Below are 23,146 nucleotides of genomic sequence, written 5' to 3'. Positions count from 1 at the left end.
ATGCCCTCACTTCAACAAATGATGATATTCGGTATCGATTCGGATAAATTGTCTATTGACTATATAAACCGAACGGGCGATACCCCGATGAATATACTGGCTTATTTTATAAAAAATTTCGGGATGCGTTTTTTGCAAGTTAAGATAGTCGGTATCATCGAGTTCCAGAACAATACTTTTTTCACAGATGACGTAATTGGCGTGCTTTCTGAATTCGGCAAGAAAGAAATTTTCCATGAATATCTCGCCAACTCCAAATACCGCAAGTGATTTCTGCAATTTGTCCTCTTCTTTGAAGAAAAGCATCACAGCTCCCGAATAAATCAAAGCCAGACGGCGATTGTCTGAATCGTCAGTGATAAAGCGATAACCTCGATCATAACTGCGAATGGCCATCTGTTTTATCAGAAATCCAAACTGCTCTTTGTTCATATCCTGAAAAAAATTCATGTGCCGAACATGCTCTAAATCCAAATCCTTTAAAGTCAGCTCTTCACTACTGGCCTTTGGATCTGCTAATCGTCTGGCATGGGCACTAGCCCAGTATTCTTCTGGCAGCTGACGGAACAATTCACGCATGTGATAAAAATTGGCGACAATCTTCTCAGCGGTTTGGTAAGCAATCGCTTTTTCAATTTTATACGCAATTTGCGGAGCCGCTACTCTCAGCATTAAAAGTACATCCTGGGATAAAATAAAGCAGAAGGTATCTACCTCGGCAATAATATTGGCCGTAAATGGGGCGTGAGCCAGAAAGGACACCTCACCAAAACATTGACCTGGCTGCAAAGTGGTGGCTTCTTTAGTGTAATCCCCTGGTAAAGCAATCCATACGGATACCAGTCCATCTCCAATCAGATACAAATCCCCCCCCATGCGTCCCTGACGCAGGATGGTTTTACCCTGAGAAAACACTTGCTCCTTGATGTAGTCAGCAAGAAACACCAGTTCTTCTCGAGTAAGCTGCTCGAAAAACACCATCCTGGTTAATGTTTCAAAATTATTTTTATTCATGATCGTGAAATAGGGGGCCTTATGAGCAAGTATAGACCAGCCCAGATAACCTGTTTAAAATCAATACGATTTTGGCAGAGAGCTTACCCTGGTAAATACTTCTTTGTTTCATGCAATTCGTTTGTCGGTGTAAGATGTTGCCAGCACTGCTAAAAAGAGGTTTATAGTGAAGCGATTTCTGAACTCCTATCTGTTTTCTTTAATATTAATTCTGGCATTTATTCTGGGGGGCGTTTTTGCTTATTTTTTTAAGCAAGAAGTGAAGTATCTCAAACCTGTAGGTGATATTTTTCTTAATTTATTATTTACCGCCATTGTTCCGCTGGTTTTTTTCAGCATCACATCGGCAATATCTCGCCTGGGATCCCTGACACGTCTGAAAAAAATAATGAGTTATATGGCTTTAGTTTTTTTATGTACCAGCTTTATTGCAGCCCTGTATGCCTTAGCGGTTGTGAAGCTGTTTCCTCTGGAAGGCTTATCAAACTTACTGATGAATAACCCAGCCCAAATGGAATCAATTAAATTGGGGCAGCAGGTGGTGAGCATTTTTACTGTTCCTGAGTTTTTTCAATTGCTTTCCCATCAACACCTGCTTTCTCTTATCCTCTTTTCCTTGTTAGTGGGCATTGCCTGCGCTGAGGCTAAAGAAAAATATGAGCCTTTTATCACGCTGCTACAGATTGGCGAGACGCTGTTCATGCGGATTTTTTCATTCATCATGTATTTGGCACCGCTGGGTTTCTTTGCCTATTCTGCCACCCTGGTAAGTGAGCTTGGTCATGAGATTATCGAAACTTACTTTCATATTGCCGTCACTTACTACATTGCCGCCCTTACCTATTTCACTCTCTTTTATAGCTTTTATGCCTTTCTGGCGGGGGGAAAGACAGGCGTTTCAACCTATTGGAGACATATTTTTCTACCCGCAATCACCAGCCTCGCTACCTGCAGCAGCGCTGCCAGTATTCCTGCCAATCTGGCGGCCACTCGTCGAATGGGGATCCCTGCTGATATTTCAGAAACTACGATCCCTCTGGGTTCTCTCGTTCATAAGGACGGCTCCGTCATTGGCGGCATGTTTAAAATTGCCTTTCTGCTGACTATTTTTCAATTGAACTTTGACACGGGCAGCGTCCTACTAACCGCGCTAGGCGTCTCTTTACTGGTAGGAACAGTGATGGGGGCCATCCCCAGCGGCGGCATGCTGGGGGAGCTGCTTATCCTGAATGTTTATGGCTTTCCTCCTTCGGTGCTCATTGCGATTGCGGCAATTAGTATCATCATTGATCCGCCAGCGACATTATTAAACGTTACGGGAAATACGGTCAGCAGCATGCTCATTGCGCGCTTGAGCAAAGAAGAAGAGCAAATCCCCTCTCCCAAGTTGGGAGAGGGCCAGGGTGAGGGTTGATTTTAAACCCCTCTCTCTAACTCTCTCCCCTGAGAGGAGAGAGGATATTAAGGAAGAGATTAAGCGAGCCTTTGGCGTACCGCTTCATATAATGAAACCGCGGCAGCCACGGAAACATTCAGACTTTCAACACTACCAAGCATTGGCAGCGAAAAAAGACCATCACAATGCTCGCGGGTCAATCGCCGTAAACCACTGCCTTCAGCACCCATCACCAGCGCAACAGAAGAGGTTAACTCAAGTTGATAGATGCTTTCCTGAGCCTCGCCGGCGGCTCCATAGAGCCATACGCCTTCCTGTTTGATGATTTCCATCGCACGCACCAGGTTGGTCACTTTGACTACAGGAATGGATTCAGCGGCGCCGCAGGCTACCTTACTGACCACAGGAGTAATCCCCGCGCTCTTGTCTTTAGGAATAATAACAAAATCCACACCAGCCGCATCAGCCGTACGCAAACAGGCCCCCAGATTATGAGGATCAGTAACGCTATCGAGAATGAGGATTAAAGGCGGCTTTTTGCAAACCGCTACCATATGCGCCAAATCACTCTCAACATATTCAGGCAACCTGCCTGTAATCGCCAGCACACCCTGGTGCGCCAGGTCAGGATATTGTTGCTTCATCTTTTGCACTGAAAGGAATTCCATTGGAATTCCTGCCTCTTCGGCCAATTTGACCAGCTGCTGCATGCGCTGATCCTGACGTTCCTGGCTTAGCAGCAATTTATGTACAGGGCGATGAGGTTTTTTTAGTAAAGCGGTCACCGCATGGAGACCATAAACCATTTGATCAGCCATTCTTCTTTTCCTCATCGACAGGTTCAAAGTCAATCTTGCGTTCATCCAGATCAACACGGGCAACCAGAACCGTCATTTTATCACCCAGGCGATAGGTCTGATTCGTCCGCTCGCCTACCAGCCGATGTTTTACTGCGTCAAAAGAATAATAATCATTACGAAGAGACGTTACATGCACCAGGCCTTCGACGTAGATTTCATCCAGTTCCACAAAAATTCCAAAACCGGTAACCGCAGAAATGGTTCCATGGAAAGTCTGACCCAGTTTGTCCTGCATATACTCACATTTTAACCAGGAAACCACTTCTCGGGTGGCTTCATCAGCTCTTCTTTCCGTCATCGAGCAATGCTTGCCTAATTTATTCATCTCATCGTGGGAATAGCCGAATGAATCAGAATCCTTTTTATCCAGTAAATGCCCTATTGCGCGGTGAATCAACAAATCCGGATACCGGCGGATGGGAGAAGTGAAATGCGTATAGGCAGGATAAGCCAATCCAAAATGCCCTTCATTATCCTCACGATACTGCGCCTGTTTTAAGGAGCGCAGCATTACAGTTTCAATAAGGTGCCGCTCATGCTTGTCATGGATCATTGACAGGGTTTTCTGAAAATCTTTGGGGCTTGGCTTTTTTCCACCCTCCAAACGCAGACCGAGCTCTCCCAGAAATTGCCTCAAAGCAGTTATTTTGTCTTCTTCAGGCACCTCATGCACACGATAGAGAGCGGGTATTTCTGCTTTTTCGAGAAAACGGGCAGTTGCCACGTTGGCTGCCAGCATGCACTCCTCAATTAATCGATGAGCATCATTGCGGACCACCGGTACTATTTTCTTTATTTTGCGCTTGTCATCAAACTCAATTTTGGTTTCGGTGGTTTCAAAATCCATCGCACCCCGTAATTTTCGGGCTTTAAGCAGCACCCGATACAGATCATACAGATTTTCCAGCATCGGCCACAGCGGCTGGTGAGTCTCATCCGCATTTCCCTGCTCAAGCCAGTCACCCACCTGATTATAGGTGAGTCTTGCGTGAGAATGAAAAACTGCCCGATAAAAGCGGGAGCGAGTAATTCTTCCTTCAGAACTGATGGCCATCTCCGCCACCATGCACAGGCGATCCTGATGGGGATTTAATGAACAGATTCCATTCGATAAGGCTTCCGGGAGCATCGGCACCACTTTACCGGGAAAATAGACTGAATTACCCCGTCTGGATGCCTCCTGATCCAGTGCTGAACCTACTTTTACATAATGACTCACGTCGGCAATAGCCACATAGAGCTGGAATCCCCCTTTGGGCTTCTTATAGCAATACACTGCGTCATCAAAATCCCGGGCATCTTCACCGTCAATAGTGACAAAGGGCAGATCCCTTAAATCGGTTCGTCCTTTTATCTGATCCTCGGTGACGCTTTGCGGAACACGAGTCATCTCTGACTGTACTTCGGAGGGCCATTCGGCAGGGATAGCGTGCGCATGGATAGCCACTTCTATTTCCATTCCCGGGGCCATATGATCCCCAAGGATATGAACTATTTTACCAATTGCCTGATTTCGTTTGGAAGGAAAAGCGATGATTTCAGCCAGAACCATCTGACCATTTTTGGCCTCAGCGGAAAAGCCCAGCGGAATAGCGATATCCTGAGTAAGACGCTTGTTATCAGGTATGACAAAGCCTACGCCATGTTCGGTAAAAAATTTACCAACTACGCTAAGATTCCCATGTTCAATCACTTCATGGATTTGCCCCTCCGGACGACCACGCCGATCAAAACCGGACTGGAAGGCTAACACTACGTCGCCATGCATCACTGCGCGCATTTCCGTGGCGGATAATACAAAATCATCGCTGCCATCATCGGGGATAAAAAACCCAAAACCATCCGGATGTCCCTGGACAGTTCCACGCTGGAGATTAATGCGTTTCAGAAGGCAAAAACGATTGCGGCGGTCTTGCATAATCTGACCATCACGCAGCATCGCTTTTAAGCGATAGCCAAGAACTTCCTGTTCATTTTCATCCTCTACAGCCAGCCGGGTTAATAGCTGCTGACGCGTCATAGGGCGTCCGTATTCCTCCAGAACCTGCATAATAAACTCACGGCTGGGGATAGGAACCTCGTATTTTTCTTTCTCCCTTTTATAGTAGGGATCCTTTGATTTTTTGCTCACAATTCTCAATCTAATAATTATATTGTTCAGTCTACCATTTATTGAGACTGATCAGGTAATTTAAATCCTCGTCCACCCAGGTTTGCTGACAGGGAAGCAAGGGGCATATTTTCTGCAGCCCAGAAGGTGCCGGCATTCTTTTCCGGAATTTTTACACCGGTCCAGGCACACACAGCAATCGTTCCCTCACAGGGAATCTGTTGCTCATGGCCCGGTCTGGATTCGATACAACTTAGCTCAAATTTCTTTTTATCGAGACTCAGCGCAGACCAATTACCAGCGGTCAAACGACTGCTCCACCCGGCACTCGCATCGGGCTCGGAAACCGGGTGAGTAATCCATAAATCAGATTCGGATAGATTATGGATCAAAATAACGACCGGCTGTTTTGTCTTCAACATCACGGTTTCACCCTGAACTGTTACAGGCTGGCAGGTAGTGGGAAAATTGTCTGCTCGACTTATTAAAGAGGGCAATAGAAGCAAAGCAGCTATAATTAATCTCATTAATAACCTCCTGATTTTGATAAACCTCGCGTTTCTGCGAAAGGCTGGCAACTGTCTACTGATAGTATCACAATTTTGTAGACTGTACCTCTTGCTTTAGCTAGGCTATAGTGACTGTAATCACTATTTTTTATCCATTCTCGAGCTCGATTCAATAAGGTTATACAATGAAAAAGTTGGCATGGGGGGTTTTACTCCTGTTTAGCAGCGTTTTGCACGCCGAAACCCTCACTGTCGGGACACTTCCCTACGCTCCTCCTTTTGAAATGGCCGCTGACAAATCCAATCATTTCTTTGGATTTGATATTGATATCATGGAGGAGGTTTGTCGCCGCATTCAGGCTGATTGTCAGTTTATTCCCATGACTTTTGAACAATTAATGGTAAAAACCTATAGCGGAGAAATTAATCTGTCTATCGCAGCTATTACAATAACTGATGATCGCAAGGAAAGCTATCTATTTAGTCTGCCTTATCTTCCCAGCAGCGGTCAGCTTCTGACCAGCACCAAATCACCGATAAACGCCTTCAATGATCTGGCCGGAAAAAAAGTGGGCTCGGAAAAAGGCACAATTTTCAAAGAAATGCTGCTTGAAAAATTTAACAGCAACATTCAGATTATTGAATACTCGACGCAGCCCGAAATTTTTCAGGCATTGAGCAATAACGAGATTGACGCGCTTATTCTCGATGAAGGTTCCTCCAAATACTGGAGCGCTAATGGCGACTTCAAATTAATTGGTCCTGAAATGAAAATTGGTATCGGTTACGGTATTATGGCCAATAAAAGCGAACAGGCTCTTGTTGACCGTATCAATAAAGCCCTGCTGAGCATGGAAAATGATGGCACTTATGTCAAAATTTATTCCCAGTATTTTGACCAGACCCAGTAAGTTTCACAGCTGATAGAGATACATGCTACACTAGTGCCTTTTTACATCCCGGGTTTTACATATGCGTATTGATCTTGATGCCCTTTTTGACCTGCATGAGCAATCCATCATCCGCTGGAAAGAGGAAGCGCTTCGCTTCACTCAACAGGACTTTTTTGCTCTGGTCGAAGAAAACCATGCCTTTAACTTTCAGTTATGGAATGCTGAAGATCGTGCTCGACGAGACGATCAGGGCTTTCAGTATGTATATGAGGCAAAACGAGAAATCGACGGTTTTAATCAGCAGAGAAATAACCGTATGGAAGCAATGGATGAGTGGTTGTATAACAAGTTATCGCCCAGCACTTCAGCCAGCTGCCCTGTTCATTCTGAAACACCCGGTATGATTATTGATCGTTTATCCATTCTGGCTCTTAAAACCTATCACATGGATTTACAAACAAGGCGCGAGGATGCCAGTGACGTTCATCGTCAATTATGCCAGCGAAAACTGGATACTCTTCACCTTCAACAGCAACAGTTGCAGCAATGTTTACGAGAATTCATTGAGGAAATCAGAGCAGGAAGCCGGACATTCCGGGTATATCATCAGTTTAAAATGTATAATGATCCTACATTAAACCCATGCTTGTATCAGAAGAAATGATCGATGTACCCGCAGCGTAAGTGAGTCGTGAGCTATCAGTGGGTTTGGAGTTATCAGATCGGCTAAATATTCCACGAGATCTGGGTGAATTCAGCGCTTTTATAGAAACGGCATCATCTTGCGAAGGTCTGCCTATGGATATATCAGATTCTGGGTGACTTGAGAGGGAAAACATGGACGTTGAACGACGGTGAAAATTATTACGGGAGTCAGGATGTCGTTCAACAGGCCGTCCTGATCCCTGTTTCGATGTGGGACTGGGCTGCTCCTTAAGATCTTTCACCTCAGCTTCATCATAGGTTTTGTCTTCTTCATAGTCATCGAATGGCGGATAATCCTGGCCTTTACCAGCCATATTCTGCATTTCAATATCCTGGCCGTCCTTTTTGGACACAGCATCAATGGCATCACGTCCAAATCCACGCGCCAAAGCCCTGCCGCCCAAAATCAGCGAATGCACGACAGAACTCACTACCCCCAACCCCACCATCAGCGGCGTATCATGATAATGTCCATTTTTATCGACATCCTGTAATGGATTAAGGATAAAATCGGTCGCTTTGAGCCCTTTGTTAGGGTTGGCTGCGCGCACTACTTCAAACCACTCCTGGAAAGGCTGTTGCGGCGAAGGATCGAGTAGAAGCCCTTCTGCCAGAACCGCTTCCACTTCTTCCTGAGCACTCATTTTTTCAGGATCCTGTAAATCAGTACAATTTTTCAGAAAATCGGAGAGGCGGGAGTATGGATCTCTCTTTTCCGGTGTTTGTTGAATACGGTGCTTGTAATTGGCATACATTGTATAAGCCACAAACCCAATCAACAGAGCCAGACCAGAAGACACAAAGGCAATTACTAACAGGGGTGGAAATGGAACAGAGGCTAAGGTCAGAAACGTGGCAGCCGAGAATACCATACTCGCCACCGCACCGTAGGCTGCCAAACCATTTTTTAAACCCGCCAGAAAAGCTGAAGAATCTGAAAGTAAAACCAAATCCTGCAGGCGCTGACGCCGCTCGGCAAATCCTTTCAATATTTCGTAGATTTCAGAGGTTAAAGCCTCGTGTTGCTCTTTAAACTCTTTGTAATTGTGCTTTTCCCGAGGCTGCGTGTATTCCTCGAGATGTTGTTTTTCATCAGCCGATAAAGCATCAAGCTCGGTATCTCCAAGAGCCCGCTTGGCCAGAGAGCCCAGATAAGCTGAACTTCTTTTAGAAATTTCCAGCGTCAAGGGCTCTAACTCAGCAAACTTCTGGGTCAGAATATCGCGATATTCCTGGGTGTAAAGCGCTAGTTCAATTTTAGCCTGTGTAATTACCAGCTTACGCTGATAATCATACTCTTCATAAAGGCGAGTGGCGACGCAGGTCACACAGTAAATAAGGCTGAACGCCGTCATGATAGCAAAAGCAGGTATAGACAACGGGCATAAACTCATTACCCCCAGATAAAGGTAAAGGCTATCGATGATTCCGCCATAGGTAGCTGCCATGAGGGCCATCACTCGCACACGAGTAGTCTGCCTTCTGACCGCCGCACGAAACTCTTCAATCTCATTGGCAGCCAGGTCTTTTCTATCCTGAATCATATCCAGATATTTGGCATTCAGGCGCATTGACTCTTTGCGTATGCTGAGCATGTGCCGATACCAGATGCGGTTGAGCGCTGCCAATATTCCAAAACTAAGTCCCATTGGCAAAATCAGAAAGTTAAATGCCTTGCTATTGTCAAGAACATTTGCAATTTGCAAAAGACTTCGTATGCCCTTATACGCATTTTTTAATGCTTTCATCACATCGCGCAGGTAGGGCCAATAGGTGGCTACAGCACTCTTAAACCAGTTTTTATCTTTCTCATCGAAATAATTACCCATAACCGACAGGGCAATAAGACTGATGGATTCGGTAATTGCAATGGAGATTCCAACTGGTGTTAGCAGCCAGTCGTGCAGGGCATCGGAAGAGTTTCGAGAAGAGTTTGTAAGAAGTAAATCCCAAAACAGTTTCAGATTACTAATGGAGAGATTGAAGGCATCGGTAACGGAATAGGCAATGTAAATATCGCCGTCATCATGGAGCTTTTTGGCAAGCAGCCTTGCTTGCGCGTCTAACCTGCCGGGTATTGCCAGCATGAAGGCGAGTGCTTGCGACAACCCTTTTTTATACATTTCTTCTGCATCGGGTTTTAACTCTTCTTCAACTTTTTTAAAGCTTTCAGACTTCGACTTCATGCTCGTCAGGCAACGGCTAAGATGCTGCGCATTCTACCGAATTACAGGACATATGGCAAGAAAATTTTCACATTGATTTCAAAAGATACAAAAAGGCAGGACAGTCGACAATTTTATCACATTATTTTTTTTTTACAACCTATTAAACTAATCAATTTGTTCGTTTTTTGATTATTTGATAAAAAAAACAGGTTAAAATCCCCTGACGGCACTATATTCTGTTAATTATTAAAAAGTCAATAAAAACAGTATATTATATACATCACTGCTCCCGCAACGAGGCCTGCTGCCGGAATGGTCAGCAGCCAGGCAAGAAAGATTCGACGTATGATTGACCAGCGTGTTCCTGACGCTCCCTGGGCTTCAACGAGTCCAACTCCCGCAATTGCCCCTGTGACTGTATGCGTGGTTGACACCGGAATTCCATATTCTGTAGCTACGAAAATGGTTATGGCTGCTCCTGTTTCAGCGGCGCTGCCTTTGAGCGTATTCAATTTGGTTATTTTATTCCCCATTGTATGCACAATTCGCCATCCACCGGCGAGAGTTCCCAGGCTTATCACCAAATGGCAGGAGATAACTACCCAGAATGGTATATAGAACTTATCACCCAACCAGGACGCTGAGAAAAGCAGGACTGCAATTATGCCCATGGTTTTTTGCGCGTCATTGCCGCCATGGGTCAGACTGAGAAATGCCGAAGATGCTAGCTGCAACAGTTTAAAAGTCCGCCGTATCTGTCTTGGATGAGAGTTACCGGCGGCAATTTTATAAACACCTGTAAATAGAAAACCAAGCAACATTCCAAGAACGGGAGAAATGAAAATACCGGCGATCACTTTAAGAAAGCCCATTGGGATAAGCGCTGTAAATCCGGCTTTGACGACCGCGGCTCCCGCTAATCCTCCGACCAGAGCATGAGAGGAACTGGAAGGTAAACCATAATACCAGGTCAGCAAATTCCATGAGATAGCACCGATCAAGGCAGCAAAGATTAATGGCGCGCTGACAATTGAGGTGTCAATTAAGCCGCTGCCAATGGTTTTGGCAACCATTAAATTAAAAACCAGAAAAGCGATAAAATTGAAAAAAGCGGCCCATAATACGGCTTGGCGAGGGGTTAATACACCAGTGGTCACAATGGTGGCGATGGAATTGGCGGCATCATGAAAACCATTAATAAAATCAAAAACAAAGGCAATCATGATAACCAGAATGATGAACCAGGCAGAATCCATAATTGTTATTTCCAGTTATGCGTTAATCTGACCTTTTGGCCAGGCTTTCTACGGCTAAACTAATACAATATTTCGAGATCGATTTAAAATCCGGGTCTCTGGATTAATCATTTGCTTTGACAAGGGGTTTAATTCGCACTTTGGCAATCCTCGCACCCTGCATCTGTTCAATACGGACAACAAAATCATTAAATTCAATGGTTTCACCTTGGGTCGGCACCGATCCTAACTGATGTAAAATCAAACCGGCAATGGTTGCCGCCTCTTCTTCCTGCTCTTCAGACAAACTAAGCTCCCTGTGCAAGGCGCGCTCAATGGTATAAAGAGGACAATCGCCTTTTACGGTAAACGACCCGTCTTTGTGTTCAATCCAGGCATCCTGCGTTTTATGAAACTCGTCTTTGATTACTCCCAAAACCAAATGCAGGAGATTATCCAGGGTGATAAAGCCAATTATTCCTCCCTGACGACTGACAATCAGAGCAAAATGCGGCATTCCTTCCTGGAAGCGTCTTAGCAAAACCAGGGCCGGCATGCGATAAGACACTTTAGGAATCGGCCTTACCAATTCCTGTAGATTCAAAAGCCCAGCTTTCTCTGTTCTATGCAGCAAGGGTTGTATGTCTTTCACATGCAAAAGGCCGATGATTTTCTTTGTTTTTTGATCAAAGACAGGATAGCGGCTGTAGCGATAACGATTCAGAATTTCTATCAGGCTATCCTTTTCAACAGGATTGGGCAATTTAATCATGTCATTGGAGGACTGCATGACGTCATCCGCACGAAGATCAGCAAGCTCTAAGGTTTGCGCCAGAATATTGCTTTCCTGAGAGCTCAGCTCACCATGCTGCTGACTGGATTGCAGAATTAGCTTGATTTCCTCGCTCGAATGGGATTGTTCCCCGGGATGTATGACATCAAGCCCTAGCAATTTCAGAAAAAAATTGGATGAGTAATTGAGCATCCAGATAATAGGAAACATCAGCCAGTAAAAATAATAGAGGGGAGCAGCGGTCCATAGTGAGATTTGCTCGCTTTGCCGAATCGCTAAGGATTTGGGCATCAGTTCTCCGACAACAATGTGTAAAAAAGAGAGCAGCGAAAAGGCAAAGACAAAGCTGATAAATTCAACGAGGCCCTGGCTTTGAATACCCATTTGATGCAGCAGCGGCGAAATCAGCTCGGAAAAGGCTGGTTCTCCAATCCATCCAAGACCAAGAGAGGCCAAGGTAATACCCAGCTGGCAGGCGGAGAGGTAGGCGTCAAGCTGACTATGCACTCTGGCGAGGATCCGGCCGCGCCAGGGATATTCCTCTGCGATAATTGCCGCACGAGTCGTGCGCAAACGGACCATGCCAAATTCTGCCGCCACAAAAAACGCATTGAGCAGAACCAGGAGAAAAGCTGCGGCAATTAATAAAATAGTCATGGTTAGATATAATAAGCGGTTTTAGTCATTATTTTAGAGACTACAGACATCATCTTTTTTATCGGCAAGGGCAGATCCATTGCTCCCGCTTCAATCGCCTCATGGGCATGATTACTTTCGTCCTGTTCCATTTCCTCGATAATTGCACGTGATTTGTGATCCTCAGCAGGAAGATTTTTTAAATGATTTTTAAGATGTGTGGAGACCTGGTTTTCTGTTTCGGCCAAAAATCCCAGACTCACCTTATCGCCAGCCAGACCAGCCACCGCTCCCAGAATGAGTGAGCCGGCATACCAGACAGGGTTTAAAATACTGGGTTCACTGCCCAGTTCTCTCAAACGCTGCTCACACCAGGCAAGGTGATCCACCTCTTCACTGGCAGCCTGGGTCATTTTTTCCCGGACGTGATCCAGGTTAGCGGTGAGCGCCTGCCCCTGATATAAGGCCTGCGCACATACTTCCCCGGCATGATTCACGCGCATCAGGCCGGCAACATGCTTCCTTTCCTGCATGCTTAAATGCGGCTCCTTAAGTCCCTGTGCCGGGGATACCCTCGCCGTTTCCCGTTTTTCCGGTGGCAAAAGGCTGCGAATTGCCGTATCAATTTGAGCAAGACATTGATCAAGCAAGTTAAATTCCCGCATTATCTCATCCAGTTAAACAGTTCAATTATTATTATGTTAGCCTGTTTATCGTTTGAATACGAGTCCAGGAAATCAGTGGGCCAGGATGAGCAAAAGCGAGGGGGATTATTCTGCACTAAACTATATAAAACCATTTTAAATAGAATAGAGCGATGAATAACGATGCGTTTAAGAAGCTGAACGATAGAAAGGGAAATTACTCCGATGAGGACATTGATGCGCTATTCAGGCAAACCAATGACCTGCAGGATAAGGAGCTTGCTAAAAAAGAGAAGCAACGCGAAAAATATGATCCTTTTAACGAGGATGAGTTTGAAAGCTTTGATCCAAATGAAAGCTAGTCGATTTTACTAGTGAATCTAATTTGACTATTATTAAAGTGAAGGGCATTGAAAGATGCCGTTAACTTAAGATAGGGAGATCTCTATGTTAGGATGGGCACTTATTTTTCTGGTGATTGCAATTATCGCAGGCGCCTTTGGCTTTGGGGGAATTGCATCCACAGCAACCAGTATCGCTAAAATTCTGTTTTTCCTGTTCCTGGTTGTGTTCGTTGTTTTACTTATTTTGAACTTGTTTGGCGGCGGAACGCCACCTCCAGTTTAATCCTTACAATGGTAAAAAAGACACCTTCGGGTGTCTTTTTTATTCAGGCATTAAATAACATTTGCAATTGAGCCGTTAACTGTCCATATCCTGCTTCGATATTAATATAATTGTCCTTTCCTAGAAAGTAAGACAGAGAACCATCATCCTGGGCCGTGTCTGATTGTAATGCGACATTGAATGCCAGACGTTTCAACCTATAAAATTCTTCTTGTCGGGTCACAAAGAAAAAATTACGGAAATTGGAATTGCGTAAATAATTCAGCGCCTTGGCATCCGATGCCAGAGGGTGCTTCGGAAAATACTCCTGGATGGAATAGCCCTGGTTGTTGTGCACCGCAATGACTTTTCCGGGAGGAATCAACTCAAGAATGGCTTTGGCAAATCGTCTGACTTCGCGATGCGCAGACGGTGAATAGTTACCATACTGCGTTAAGGTTTTTTTGATGCCCGCATCAGTAAATATCCTGTTAGGATCAAATTCATAGCGCTGCTTTTTGAGGTAGAAAACAATGTTCCGTTTTCCAGAATGATGTAAGGTAATTAATGTGCCGCCGTTAGAATCCACATAAAGCTTGGCAGCCTGTAGAGCGGTACTCTCATTTTCATGCAAATGCACCAGCGTTTTTCCCTGGCCGGCCTGGCGAATGATCTGGATTTTAGCATCGCCTAAATTGAAAGGGTGAATTTCAGTATGAAAAATTCCTGTAAACAGAAAATAGAGATAGCTGAAATAAATCATGTTGGGTCCATTAATTTTCCAATGGGCAAATTTTATACTTTTCTCGAGAAAAAAGCACCTGCTGAATTTATAAATATTCAATTGAAAATGATTATCATTCGTGTATGATATCGCCTTTAGCTTAAATGGATTTAAGATGAAATTAGCCGGTTTTTGTCTCCTGGCCCTATGCAGCTCTGCATTTGCTTTTTCACCGCGCTGTGATGTTCACACCTGGCATGACATCCGTAGTACCGAAGGCAATTGGAAAATAACGATGAGAATAATCAGCCAGACAGGTTTACTGGTTGACGAATCCTGTCAGCCCGTTAATGAATTTCAGATTTCACCCACGCAGGGATTGCGATATGGATTCGGTTTTTCTGATAATGCCAGTTTCGATATTGCCTACACGATTACCGCCATAAAGGAAACAGCGGGATTTGAATCCCAGACCTGCGTTTTTGTAGTCACTGCCAATGGACCAGCACAACCAGACATTAATGCACTGGCGTATCATGGCGCAAATTGCGATTGGAAAGTAGTTCCAGGCATTGGAGAAGATTTTACGGTGGGGTAAACTGGTTTTTTATGGTCACACAGGCTATTCAGGGATTTTAATGCCTGGCCATCCGTTTTAATAAGCAGGAGAGAATATGTCTCTACTGAGATCTGCATTTGCTGGTTTAGGAACCGCATCCGGAGTTGCCTGGCCTTTTTTAGGGCTTTCCGTAGCCATCTTTGGACTGGCTGCAGGCAGCAGTGCCGCTGTTAGCCTCGGAGTTTTAAGCGGCGGCCTTTTTGCTCTGGTATCGATACCGGTCCTTTACTGGACCTATCAATATTTTCAGAAAAAAGAGAACAAATTATCCGATAAATTCAAGCGCTACTCAGAAGAGTATCTCAATCAATTTTACCTGCTGATTAACCAGGCTCAACTGGCCTATCAGAAGCAATGCGAAGCGAATAGGGGCTTCAATCAGGACTTCTATCAATTCCTCAGAAACTGGCTTAATGAGATAGAATTAAATTCCGCTCAGGATTTCTCCCTGAATTTGCAATTTCTTGCTAGCCTTAAACGAAATAAACAGCAATGGCTGCATGTCCTCACCTTGCAGGGCGATGAGCGTAAATCCGCTTTAAGGGAGCCTTTATATGAGTTTTTGCTGCTTAGCTTTCATTCAGAATATGCAAAAGGGTCAACTGCTGATCAGAAAAGGGAAATCGCATTTATCGTATTTGCGGGTACCTTTGGTTCGGTAGCAGGATTTAGTTCAGGATTCTCGGGCTTGTTGAGCAGTATGGGTTTATTTGCCGGATTTGGCAGTTTTCCTGTTCTGGGTCTTGGGATATTGGCTTTGGCCATTGGGCTCGCGCTGTTTGCTGCCAGTCAGGCCGTTGAGATGAGCGACCAGCAAGCCAAAAAGAAATGGCTCTATAAAAGCCTTAAAACATCCAGGCAGCATTTGAAGACACTGCAAAAAGAGCCGCTTTTTTCTGCAGAACAATTCAATTCTGAGATTAATACAAAAGATGCTGATCATTATCCTCCCTTGATTCATAATACATCGAACAAGCCTGAATCATCTGCTACATGCGGCCAGGCTCTCGGTTTTAACACAGGACATGGCCTGGGATAATTGGCTGTAGTTTTTGGAATTATTCATTATGCAAAAATCAAAAAAAATTAACTGCCCTATCTGCGGCAAAACGAATACCTGGAAGCCGGAAAACAGCTTTCGCCCCTTTTGCTCGGAGCGCTGCAAATTAATTGACTTGGGCGAATGGGCGTTTGAAACCCGCAGAATCCCCGGTGCTTCAGTTTCTCCGCAGTCAACTGATGATGGCGAGGATGATTTTTCTAAACAATAGAACGTCGGGCGAAGCGCCCGACCTACGTTGTTTTCTATCAGAAAAAAGGGGGCGCTTTTTGACCTAAAGCGAGGCGGCAATTGCCTTGCTGATATCTGGCATTATGTTCTCAGAGCCTATCAAATCATTCACTCCCGCTTTTTCCAGTTTATATGTTACCCGGGTATTCGCTCCGGAGAGAATGACTTTCACGCCGCGGCGTTTGAGATTACCAATCGCTTCTTTTAAGGTTTGCAAACCAGTGATATCAATAAATGGCACCCAGCGCAAATGAATGATCAGCACTTTGGGGTCGGTATGTGTAGCAGCCAGCGCATGTTCGAAATTCTCAACCGCTGCAAAAAAGAAGGGGCCCTCAACGGTATAAACCTGAGTACCCGCTGGCAGTTTTTCAATGCCATTTTCTTTTAATTCCTGCTGGATATCTTTTTCATCCGCCTCACGTACTTCGACACTGGAGGCCATACGTCGAACAAAATGCAGCACCGCCAGAATCACCCCAATATTTACCGCAATCACTAAATCAGCAAAAATGGTCAGTGCAAACGTCACCAGGAGGATGACAATATCCGCGCGCGGAGCCTGCTTAAGCATTTTAATGAAATGGCGCGCTTCACTCATGTTCCAGGAAACGACAAATAGAATGGCCGCCAGTACCGCCAGAGGCACATTAACCGCAAGCGGAGCCAGCACCAGAATAATCAGTACCAGCATCAGCGCGTGAACTATTCCGGATAAAGGACTATTTCCACCATTACGAATGTTGGTCGCTGTTCTGGCGATAGCTCCGGTGGCAGCAAAACCGCCCAGAAACGGCGCGACAATATTGGCCACACCTTGCCCTATCAGCTCCTGATTGGAATTATGTTTTGTACCTGCCATTCCGTCTGCTACCACAGCAGACAAAAGTGACTCAATAGCACCTAGCATGGCTATAGTAAACGCCGGACCAATCAGTTCAATAATTCTTGCTGTTGTGACCGGAGGAAAATTAAGTGAAGGCAAGCCTTGCGGAATCCCGCCAAACGCCTTACCAATCGTGTTAACGCCATCAAACTGAAAGATGGCTTGCAAAGCAGTGGCAATAACCAATGCGATTAATGGAGCAGGGATGCGCTTTAAAAAGGATATACGTGGTGCGATGATAAGCACTGCCAGAGAAAAAAGGGCAAGCAAGGTAGTTGTCAGATGGAATTGCGGCAAGGCTTGAATTAATTGCCAAAGCTTTTGATGAAAATGTTCACCCGAAATTGCCGGTAAACCAAAAAAGTCCTTCCATTGTCCAACCCAGATAATGACAGCTATCCCCGCTGTAAATCCGACGATCACAGGATCAGGGATAAATTTGATGATGCCCCCCAAACGGGCAAGTCCTAGAAAGAACAGCATAAAGCCCGCCATAATGGTGGCAATCTGCAGGCCATCAATGCCGTATTTAGCGGTGATACCAGAAAGAATAACGATAAAAGCACCAGTTGGTCCGGCGATTTGTAAACGGCTGCCGCCAAATACAGAAACGAGAAACCCGGCAACAATCGCCGTGTAAATACCCTGCTCTGGCTTCGCCCCGGATGCGATAGCAAATGCCATTGCTAAAGGCAAGGCCACAACCCCAACAATAGAGCCTGAAATAATATTGGATAACCAGAATTTACGGTTTAATAATCCGGCACGATACGCTTCAAGAATGGCAATCATGAATTACTCACTGAAACAAAATTGTCCAGAATTATAACCTATTGCAGAGAATCCGAACAGCCCCCTGCTAATCTTCAGGTGGCAATGGATACTCGGGAAGCTCTCTTGCTTTTCCAGTCATTGTAGAGAGCGATGGAAAGGCTACAAAAGGCAAGATAGCTGACTGCATAGAGCAATGAGGCCATTGCTGGAGAGGCCCAGCCAAAAGCCAGTTGCGTCAGATAATTCTTAAAATTAAGCATCTGACCTTCTCTTTCAATATGAATCAGAAATTGCAGTTTGAGGAAGATGATGTGAAATACGTACAAACTTAAAGCATTCGCTCCCCAAAATTTAAAGAGGCCGCATGCCTTCTGTTTTTTCTTCAGATCAATCAGCCAATAGCAAAAGCTAAACGCTAAAATAGCCAGGCCGCCAGACCACAAGACAAAAGAGCTTGACCACAGGCTTTTGTTTACAGGAAACCAATGCCCCCAGCACCAGCCAGAAACACAAAGCGACAATCCCAATATTATCAGTATACCAATCCTATTTTTTTGCCGGGAGCTAATAAGAATATGAGCGCTTAAATTACCAAGCAAGGCCGTGCTGATGGCAGGGAATGTCGATAAAATTCCTTCGGGATCATAAAGTGGTTGATATAAATGCGCCGTCGGAATAAGCAGCCTGTCCACATAGGCCGCCAGATTGGATTCCTGAGTCAAACTGCCAACTACTGCTCCCGGCACCGGAAAATAGGCCATGAAGAGCCAATAAGCTATTAAAATCATCACGGTAAGAGCCACTTGAAAGCGTATACTGGTTGAAAGTTCTAATACTGCCGCGAAGAAATAACAGATGGCGATGCGCTGTAATACGCCTGGAATTCTTAGCGTTTCCCAGGAAAAATGAGGGATTGCGTTGAGCAATAGTCCACATAGAAACAGCATGATACTGCGTTTTAAAATCTTTGAAACCAGCTGCCTGGTCTGCAATCGTGTTCGACTGGATTGAACTGAGAAGACAGCTGAAACACCCACCATAAAAATGAAAAAAGGAAAGACCAGATCTGCCAGACTGCAGCCATTCCAATGAGAATGAGCCAGAAATTCATAACTTTGCGGATTTCCTGGGCTATTGACGAGAATCATTAACGCCACAGTTATTCCGCGAAATACATCAAGGGACAACAGTCGGGGAGGAGTCTTATTAGCGGGAATGAAGGCAGTCAATTTATTCCTTGGGCAGCATGCTTTGTTTAAATTTGACTATATGTTCATAGGCTTCGTCAATGCGTGATTCCTTAATTTCTCCCGATTTGACCTTGGCTTCAATAATATCGATAACCTGCCTGGGATCCTGTGCCTTGTCGGTAATCTGATTACCGAAAATGAGCATATCAACACCGGCATTGATAGCCAGGGGCAGGGAATCTTCCAATCGGTAATGCTCACTGACCGCTTTCATTTGCATGTCATCAGTAATGATTACCCCATTAAAATGCAGATTTTGTCTTAGAAGACCTGTTAATATTTTATACGACAAAGTCGCCGGCAAACCCGACTCATCCAGTTGCCTGTTGACAATATGGGCGGTCATAATCATACCGCAGGCGGATTTGCTGTTGATTAGATCGCGATAGGGGTTCAGTTCATAGGCCTGCCAGGTTTGGGTCACATCAACAAAACCCAGATGCGAATCCGCTGTTGAACTGCCATGCCCGGGAAAATGCTTGTAGGCACATTGAACGTTTTCTTTTAAAAAACGACTGGCCATAATATCCGCATAATAACTCACCTGTTCCGGATCCGCAGAGAAACTTCGATTCAGTAAGCCGATAATCGGATTTTGAGGATTCACATTGACATCGAGAATAGGCGCAAAATCAAGATTAAAGCCTACTTTTTTAAGGGTAGTTGCCATTGTCTGGGCCGCTTGCCCTGCCTCAGCCTGACTCATTTTACCGACATCCACTGCAGACCAGGTTTTAGGAAAACCATAATCCTGCTTCAGGCGATCCACAGATCCCCCCTCGTAATCCACAGAAATAATCAGGGGTAATTGAGGGCGTTGGGCTTTCTTATTGGCTAAACGGGTCAACTCCTGGAGGTCTTCGTTGAGTTTCTTAACCTGAGCGGGACTTTCGATATTTTTATCAAATGACAGGGTTTTATAATTATAGTCAAACAAAATTACACCACCCAGATTGTATTGCTCTATGTCTTTTATAATCGCGGCATTGGAATCAACATTTTTACCCTCAAAGCCGACAATCAGCATTTGCCCTATTTTTTCGCGCAGGGAAATTTCCCTGGCAAAAGCAGGAACATTGAACAACGCCAGTGACAAAGCGAGAATGGACAGTTTTAATTTCACACTTAACTCCTAGTCAAGAAATGACAAAAATGCTGCCAAATTATATCAATGGTCTTAAAAAAACACAAACATATCGAATTTGTCCTGCTTGATTACAAGCCTTTCTCTGTTCAGCAACACAGCTAACAATAGAAATTATCTCTTCTGCGTTATCCCGCGCGCAGCGAGGGATCTCCCCGCAGTCGCACAGTCTTTGTCATATCGATCGATATAAATCATCCCGCCGGGATTCAACTCATTAATCAGACCATGCCTGTGCTCGGATAATGTGGGATTTACCTCTTCATTTAAGTGAGCAAAACTTAATCACATGATAATATATTATACTTATAGAGCACAAACCAACCGCTGTTTACTATGCCACAAAAAAAAGCCCCTAAAGGAAAGTCTCCGCGAGAGGTCGTTATTGCGCCAGCAGATCAGCTATCCGAGGCTGAGTTAACCAGACTTCGCCAATTGAGTGATCACCAGCAAGCATTGGTGGAACAATTATCTCAATTCAGCAGTAAAAAATTTGAAATCGCGCCTCAGCTTATGGAGGGAGTCGAGCTCTTAAATGAGCTTGATAAATTTCTGGAGATAATACCCAGGTTTGAGCAACGCATGGCAAGGATCGAGTCCAATCAGTTGACCGCGGAAGATCAGGAAAGTCTGATTCGCTTGATTGAAGCTGAGCAAAAAAAATTGCTGAATGAAAAATCCGGTATGGAGCAGCAATTACAGGAGATATCGGATGATGCTCTCAAGGTATCAACCAGGAATACAATCAACGATATCGCAGAAAAAATCAGATTTCTGCAAACCGTTATTGTTTCTGTTAAAAAAAACCACACCACCGCACTACAGCGAACGCAACTCTCAATCCTGATACTTCCAGAGCAAATTAATCAATTACAAAAAACCTTAGAGAACGTTCAGCCATCCTTTACCCATTTACAGTCTCTGGAAAAGACTCCTCTGACATCGATAATTACTGCAGCCAGTGAGTTGTATGCGAATGCCAAAGCGGAACTGAATAATCAGCGCAGTAACCTTACCGCGCCGCAAACTGGTCCTGCCAATCAGAATGCTCGCAAAATCGACTCCTGGGCGGCTGAGATAGAAAAATTAATGCAGGAGTTTTTACGTACCCGCGACGCAATGCCCACTGCAGAAAACCCTCAGAATAATCTGATCAAGCTGTTCAATCTCAAGTGGCAGCTGCAGCTTAAGCATTTTGAAATTCGTCAGGGCGTTAAATTAATGGCTGATGAACTTGAGATCAATAAAAAAGATGCCGAAATTAATGATAAGCAACAGCAAATTCCTGAAAAAATAAATCGATTAAGGCAAACCCTGGCTGCTATCCAGCTCAACCAGATTTCACTTCCACAATTTAAGGAACTGGAGCATCAGATACGAAGTGCTTTGGAAGAAAATGAAAAAACAGCCACTCTTGCTCCTCTTGGCAAGGCTGAACTGCAATGGGACAATCGAAGCGAACTGGCGCCTGTTTTACTTGAACAGCGCGACACGCGTCTTAAGGCTCTGAAGGAGCAAAACCAGCGTCTCGACGAACTATTAAACAACCTCAGTCAAACATTGGAAGCTGAGAAACAACGACTGCAGCCCCTTCAGGAGCAGTTGGTTTTAGCCTCCAGGAAGCAGGCTCTTCTTGTTCAGCTAGGGATCACCCAAGAGCGTAAAAATTTATTCCGCAGTTTTAATCTGCTATTAAACAGCGATGTCAGGACTCTGCCGGCGGATAGCTTTGGCAATACGATGCATAACCTGCTAAGCCTCTTTCGTTGGGAAGATCCGGAATTTAAAGTAGAAAAATTCATTAATCAAATTAACTCGGAAACTGCAGCAGCAAAACAAAAATTTAACAGCAATTGCCCTGATTTAAATATCGGACCTAATTCATTCCAATTCAATGGCAAAAACTATGAGCCGGCCACTATCATTTCACTTCTGATAGCAAACCGCAGTTTCCTGAATAACCTGCCTTCATTCAAAACTGCCAATGACGATTTGAAGAGCCTTATTAATAAAGGAAATGAAACAGAGCTATTACATTATCTAGAAAAACAGCTGCATGATTATCTGATTGCCTATACAAAGTTATCAACGGCATTTGCCGAGGGAGCGAATGAGCAGACCAATTATTCTCAAGCCTTAATGCAGCTGAATGAGAACAGACCTGTGTTGGACAGCGTACTCGTGCTGGCCGGGCAAGCCGCCGATCATGAACGTATCATTAAGCAGCGTGAACAAAAAGCCCTTGAGGAAGTTGCCGCCGCTGAGAAAGCCGAGCAGGAGCAGCAATTACAGAAATTGCAAACGGAGGCAGCTATTAATAACACAGTGGATATCTTGAGCGCACAATTGAAAGTTCAGTTAAACAAAAATCTGCTACTCACTCAACAGGTAGAAGAGATTCTTTACAAACTGACAAAAGAGGAGCAACGCATTAGTCAAAAAGATCCGGCAGATCCTAGAATCAACTTATTACGAAATATTGGTCAACAGGTTTTTGCTCCCTTTCAAAATAAACTGAAAGATCTCAATGAAAGAATTCAGCAATCAACTACTAATTTGTCACAAGAGACATTGGAAAACACCAAAACGGAATTATTACAATATGTTAAGGAAACCAATCAGATTGTCGCCACAATTCCCAATCAGGTCTCCACACAGTTAAGTGATCAGGAGCTAGAAAAGTTGTCTTCAGTTAAGCAGAATATCTTTCTGCGATGGATTGACCAATGGATTATCCGGCCATTTTATTCCAAACGTTCAGACAGTATTTTTGCAACAGCAGTTGAAAAAAACCTTAGCAGTTTCAGAGATAAATTTATCTCCCAGAATCAAACCGACACCACCAGTGAAACAGAAATTGGGGATCTTAATATTCCACAGCGAAATTGA

The 23,146-nt window shown here is 44.5% G+C and carries 21 protein-coding genes; 9 read left to right on the top strand and 12 right to left on the bottom strand.

Features of this window, described 5'->3' with window-relative positions:
- Positions 1-6: 6 nt before the first annotated feature.
- Positions 7-1,014 (bottom strand): cyclic nucleotide-binding domain-containing protein, encoded by a 1,008-nt coding sequence (locus tag LXA66_RS10885; protein WP_233013200.1) that lies wholly within the window; start codon positions 1,012-1,014, stop codon positions 7-9.
- A gap of 163 nt (positions 1,015-1,177) precedes the next feature.
- On the opposite strand from LXA66_RS10885, the gene LXA66_RS10880 reads away from it, so the two are divergent.
- Positions 1,178-2,428, top strand: a complete 1,251-nt coding sequence (locus LXA66_RS10880) for a dicarboxylate/amino acid:cation symporter (protein WP_233013937.1) — start codon at positions 1,178-1,180, stop codon at positions 2,426-2,428.
- Between the two features lie 59 nt (positions 2,429-2,487).
- Here the strand turns inward: LXA66_RS10880 and rlmB are convergent, their stop codons facing one another.
- Genes rlmB through LXA66_RS10865 form a run of 3 tightly spaced genes read right to left on the bottom strand, consistent with a single transcriptional unit; the run spans position 2,488 to position 5,907 of the window.
- A complete protein-coding gene (gene rlmB, locus LXA66_RS10875) occupies positions 2,488-3,228 on the bottom strand; it encodes a 23S rRNA (guanosine(2251)-2'-O)-methyltransferase RlmB (protein ID WP_233013199.1) in 741 nt (246 codons plus the stop codon).
- Positions 3,221-5,401, bottom strand: coding sequence for a ribonuclease R (rnr, locus tag LXA66_RS10870; protein WP_233013198.1), 2,181 nt, complete (start codon positions 5,399-5,401; stop codon positions 3,221-3,223). Before rnr ends, rlmB begins: the two co-directional genes overlap by 8 nt.
- A gap of 38 nt (positions 5,402-5,439) precedes the next feature.
- A complete protein-coding gene (locus LXA66_RS10865) occupies positions 5,440-5,907 on the bottom strand; it encodes a hypothetical protein (protein WP_112218947.1) in 468 nt (155 codons plus the stop codon).
- Between the two features lie 167 nt (positions 5,908-6,074).
- On the opposite strand from LXA66_RS10865, the gene LXA66_RS10860 reads away from it, so the two are divergent.
- Positions 6,075-6,800, top strand: a complete 726-nt coding sequence (locus LXA66_RS10860) for a transporter substrate-binding domain-containing protein (RefSeq protein WP_233013197.1) — start codon at positions 6,075-6,077, stop codon at positions 6,798-6,800.
- A gap of 61 nt (positions 6,801-6,861) precedes the next feature.
- A complete protein-coding gene (locus tag LXA66_RS10855; RefSeq protein WP_233013196.1) occupies positions 6,862-7,446 on the top strand; it encodes a DUF4254 domain-containing protein in 585 nt (194 codons plus the stop codon).
- Here LXA66_RS10855 and LXA66_RS10850 read toward each other — a convergent pair.
- The 4 genes from LXA66_RS10850 to coq7 form a co-directional block, all read right to left on the bottom strand.
- The gene (locus LXA66_RS10850; protein WP_233013195.1) at positions 7,412-9,673 is read right to left on the bottom strand and encodes a hypothetical protein; all 2,262 of its coding nucleotides are present in this window, start codon (positions 9,671-9,673) and stop codon (positions 7,412-7,414) included. The genes LXA66_RS10855 and LXA66_RS10850 overlap by 35 nt on opposite strands.
- Positions 9,674-9,909: 236 nt before the next feature.
- Positions 9,910-10,911, bottom strand: coding sequence for an inorganic phosphate transporter (locus LXA66_RS10845; RefSeq protein ID WP_112218943.1), 1,002 nt, complete (start codon positions 10,909-10,911; stop codon positions 9,910-9,912).
- 103 nt (positions 10,912-11,014) lie between these two features.
- A complete protein-coding gene (locus tag LXA66_RS10840) occupies positions 11,015-12,340 on the bottom strand; it encodes a hemolysin family protein (protein ID WP_233013194.1) in 1,326 nt (441 codons plus the stop codon).
- A gap of 2 nt (positions 12,341-12,342) precedes the next feature.
- A complete protein-coding gene (gene coq7 / locus LXA66_RS10835) occupies positions 12,343-12,984 on the bottom strand; it encodes a 2-polyprenyl-3-methyl-6-methoxy-1,4-benzoquinone monooxygenase (protein WP_112218941.1) in 642 nt (213 codons plus the stop codon).
- 152 nt (positions 12,985-13,136) lie between these two features.
- Between coq7 and LXA66_RS10830 the strand changes: the two genes are divergently transcribed.
- On the top strand, positions 13,137-13,325 hold the full coding sequence (locus tag LXA66_RS10830; RefSeq protein WP_112218940.1) for a hypothetical protein: 189 nt from the start codon (positions 13,137-13,139) through the stop codon (positions 13,323-13,325).
- An 85-nt stretch (positions 13,326-13,410) separates the two neighbouring features.
- Positions 13,411-13,590 carry a DUF1328 domain-containing protein gene (locus tag LXA66_RS10825; protein ID WP_058506793.1) on the top strand — a complete coding sequence of 60 codons (180 nt, stop codon included), beginning with the start codon at positions 13,411-13,413 and terminating at the stop codon, positions 13,588-13,590.
- Positions 13,591-13,633: 43 nt separating this feature from the next.
- Here the strand turns inward: LXA66_RS10825 and LXA66_RS10820 are convergent, their stop codons facing one another.
- Positions 13,634-14,332 carry a protein tyrosine phosphatase gene (locus LXA66_RS10820; protein ID WP_233013193.1) on the bottom strand — a complete coding sequence of 233 codons (699 nt, stop codon included), beginning with the start codon at positions 14,330-14,332 and terminating at the stop codon, positions 13,634-13,636.
- 136 nt (positions 14,333-14,468) lie between these two features.
- Here LXA66_RS10820 and LXA66_RS10815 point away from each other — a divergent pair, with 136 nt between their 5' ends.
- The 3 genes from LXA66_RS10815 to yacG all read left to right on the top strand — a co-directional run bounded on the left by LXA66_RS10815 (position 14,469) and on the right by yacG (position 16,183).
- Positions 14,469-14,891, top strand: a complete 423-nt coding sequence (locus tag LXA66_RS10815; RefSeq protein WP_233013192.1) for a hypothetical protein — start codon at positions 14,469-14,471, stop codon at positions 14,889-14,891.
- A gap of 76 nt (positions 14,892-14,967) precedes the next feature.
- On the top strand, positions 14,968-15,951 hold the full coding sequence (locus LXA66_RS10810) for a hypothetical protein (protein ID WP_233013191.1): 984 nt from the start codon (positions 14,968-14,970) through the stop codon (positions 15,949-15,951).
- A 28-nt stretch (positions 15,952-15,979) separates the two neighbouring features.
- The gene (gene yacG / locus LXA66_RS10805) at positions 15,980-16,183 is read left to right on the top strand and encodes a DNA gyrase inhibitor YacG (protein ID WP_133139587.1); all 204 of its coding nucleotides are present in this window, start codon (positions 15,980-15,982) and stop codon (positions 16,181-16,183) included.
- A gap of 63 nt (positions 16,184-16,246) precedes the next feature.
- Here yacG and LXA66_RS10800 read toward each other — a convergent pair whose 3' ends face one another.
- The 3 genes from LXA66_RS10800 to LXA66_RS10790 form a co-directional block, all read right to left on the bottom strand.
- Positions 16,247-17,881 carry a SulP family inorganic anion transporter gene (locus tag LXA66_RS10800; protein WP_233013190.1) on the bottom strand — a complete coding sequence of 545 codons (1,635 nt, stop codon included), beginning with the start codon at positions 17,879-17,881 and terminating at the stop codon, positions 16,247-16,249.
- A gap of 74 nt (positions 17,882-17,955) precedes the next feature.
- Complete coding sequence (locus tag LXA66_RS10795; RefSeq protein WP_233013189.1) at positions 17,956-19,092, bottom strand: acyltransferase family protein; 1,137 nt, start codon at positions 19,090-19,092, stop codon at positions 17,956-17,958.
- Position 19,093: 1 nt separating this feature from the next.
- Positions 19,094-20,236 (bottom strand): glycoside hydrolase family 3 N-terminal domain-containing protein, encoded by a 1,143-nt coding sequence (locus tag LXA66_RS10790; RefSeq protein ID WP_233013188.1) that lies wholly within the window; start codon positions 20,234-20,236, stop codon positions 19,094-19,096.
- Between the two features lie 357 nt (positions 20,237-20,593).
- Between LXA66_RS10790 and LXA66_RS10785 the strand changes: the two genes are divergently transcribed.
- Positions 20,594-23,146, top strand: a complete 2,553-nt coding sequence (locus LXA66_RS10785; RefSeq protein ID WP_233013187.1) for a hypothetical protein — start codon at positions 20,594-20,596, stop codon at positions 23,144-23,146.

This window comes from Legionella sp. 16cNR16C (genome assembly GCF_021297775.1).
Lineage (GTDB): Bacteria > Pseudomonadota > Gammaproteobacteria > Legionellales > Legionellaceae > Legionella_C > Legionella_C quinlivanii_A.
Note: the sequence above shows the minus strand (reverse complement) of the source record. Positions and strands in the feature narration are given on the sequence as shown.

What these genes read in the sequence shown, in the direction of transcription:
- LXA66_RS10885 (WP_233013200.1), bottom strand. Translation starts at nt 1,014, where the DNA reads ATGAATAAAAATAATTTTGAAACATTAACCAGGATGGTGTTTTTCGAG.
- rlmB (WP_233013199.1), bottom strand. Translation starts at nt 3,228, where the DNA reads ATGGCTGATCAAATGGTTTATGGTCTCCATGCGGTGACCGCTTTACTA.
- LXA66_RS10865 (WP_112218947.1), bottom strand. Translation starts at nt 5,907, where the DNA reads ATGAGATTAATTATAGCTGCTTTGCTTCTATTGCCCTCTTTAATAAGT.
- LXA66_RS10860 (WP_233013197.1), top strand. Translation starts at nt 6,075, where the DNA reads ATGAAAAAGTTGGCATGGGGGGTTTTACTCCTGTTTAGCAGCGTTTTG.
- LXA66_RS10855 (WP_233013196.1), top strand. Translation starts at nt 6,862, where the DNA reads ATGCGTATTGATCTTGATGCCCTTTTTGACCTGCATGAGCAATCCATC.
- LXA66_RS10850 (WP_233013195.1), bottom strand. Translation starts at nt 9,673, where the DNA reads ATGAAGTCGAAGTCTGAAAGCTTTAAAAAAGTTGAAGAAGAGTTAAAA.
- LXA66_RS10845 (WP_112218943.1), bottom strand. Translation starts at nt 10,911, where the DNA reads ATGGATTCTGCCTGGTTCATCATTCTGGTTATCATGATTGCCTTTGTT.
- LXA66_RS10840 (WP_233013194.1), bottom strand. Translation starts at nt 12,340, where the DNA reads ATGACTATTTTATTAATTGCCGCAGCTTTTCTCCTGGTTCTGCTCAAT.
- coq7 (WP_112218941.1), bottom strand. Translation starts at nt 12,984, where the DNA reads ATGCGGGAATTTAACTTGCTTGATCAATGTCTTGCTCAAATTGATACG.
- LXA66_RS10830 (WP_112218940.1), top strand. Translation starts at nt 13,137, where the DNA reads ATGAATAACGATGCGTTTAAGAAGCTGAACGATAGAAAGGGAAATTAC.
- LXA66_RS10825 (WP_058506793.1), top strand. Translation starts at nt 13,411, where the DNA reads ATGTTAGGATGGGCACTTATTTTTCTGGTGATTGCAATTATCGCAGGC.
- LXA66_RS10820 (WP_233013193.1), bottom strand. Translation starts at nt 14,332, where the DNA reads ATGATTTATTTCAGCTATCTCTATTTTCTGTTTACAGGAATTTTTCAT.
- LXA66_RS10815 (WP_233013192.1), top strand. Translation starts at nt 14,469, where the DNA reads ATGAAATTAGCCGGTTTTTGTCTCCTGGCCCTATGCAGCTCTGCATTT.
- LXA66_RS10810 (WP_233013191.1), top strand. Translation starts at nt 14,968, where the DNA reads ATGTCTCTACTGAGATCTGCATTTGCTGGTTTAGGAACCGCATCCGGA.
- yacG (WP_133139587.1), top strand. Translation starts at nt 15,980, where the DNA reads ATGCAAAAATCAAAAAAAATTAACTGCCCTATCTGCGGCAAAACGAAT.
- LXA66_RS10800 (WP_233013190.1), bottom strand. Translation starts at nt 17,881, where the DNA reads ATGATTGCCATTCTTGAAGCGTATCGTGCCGGATTATTAAACCGTAAA.
- LXA66_RS10785 (WP_233013187.1), top strand. Translation starts at nt 20,594, where the DNA reads ATGCCACAAAAAAAAGCCCCTAAAGGAAAGTCTCCGCGAGAGGTCGTT.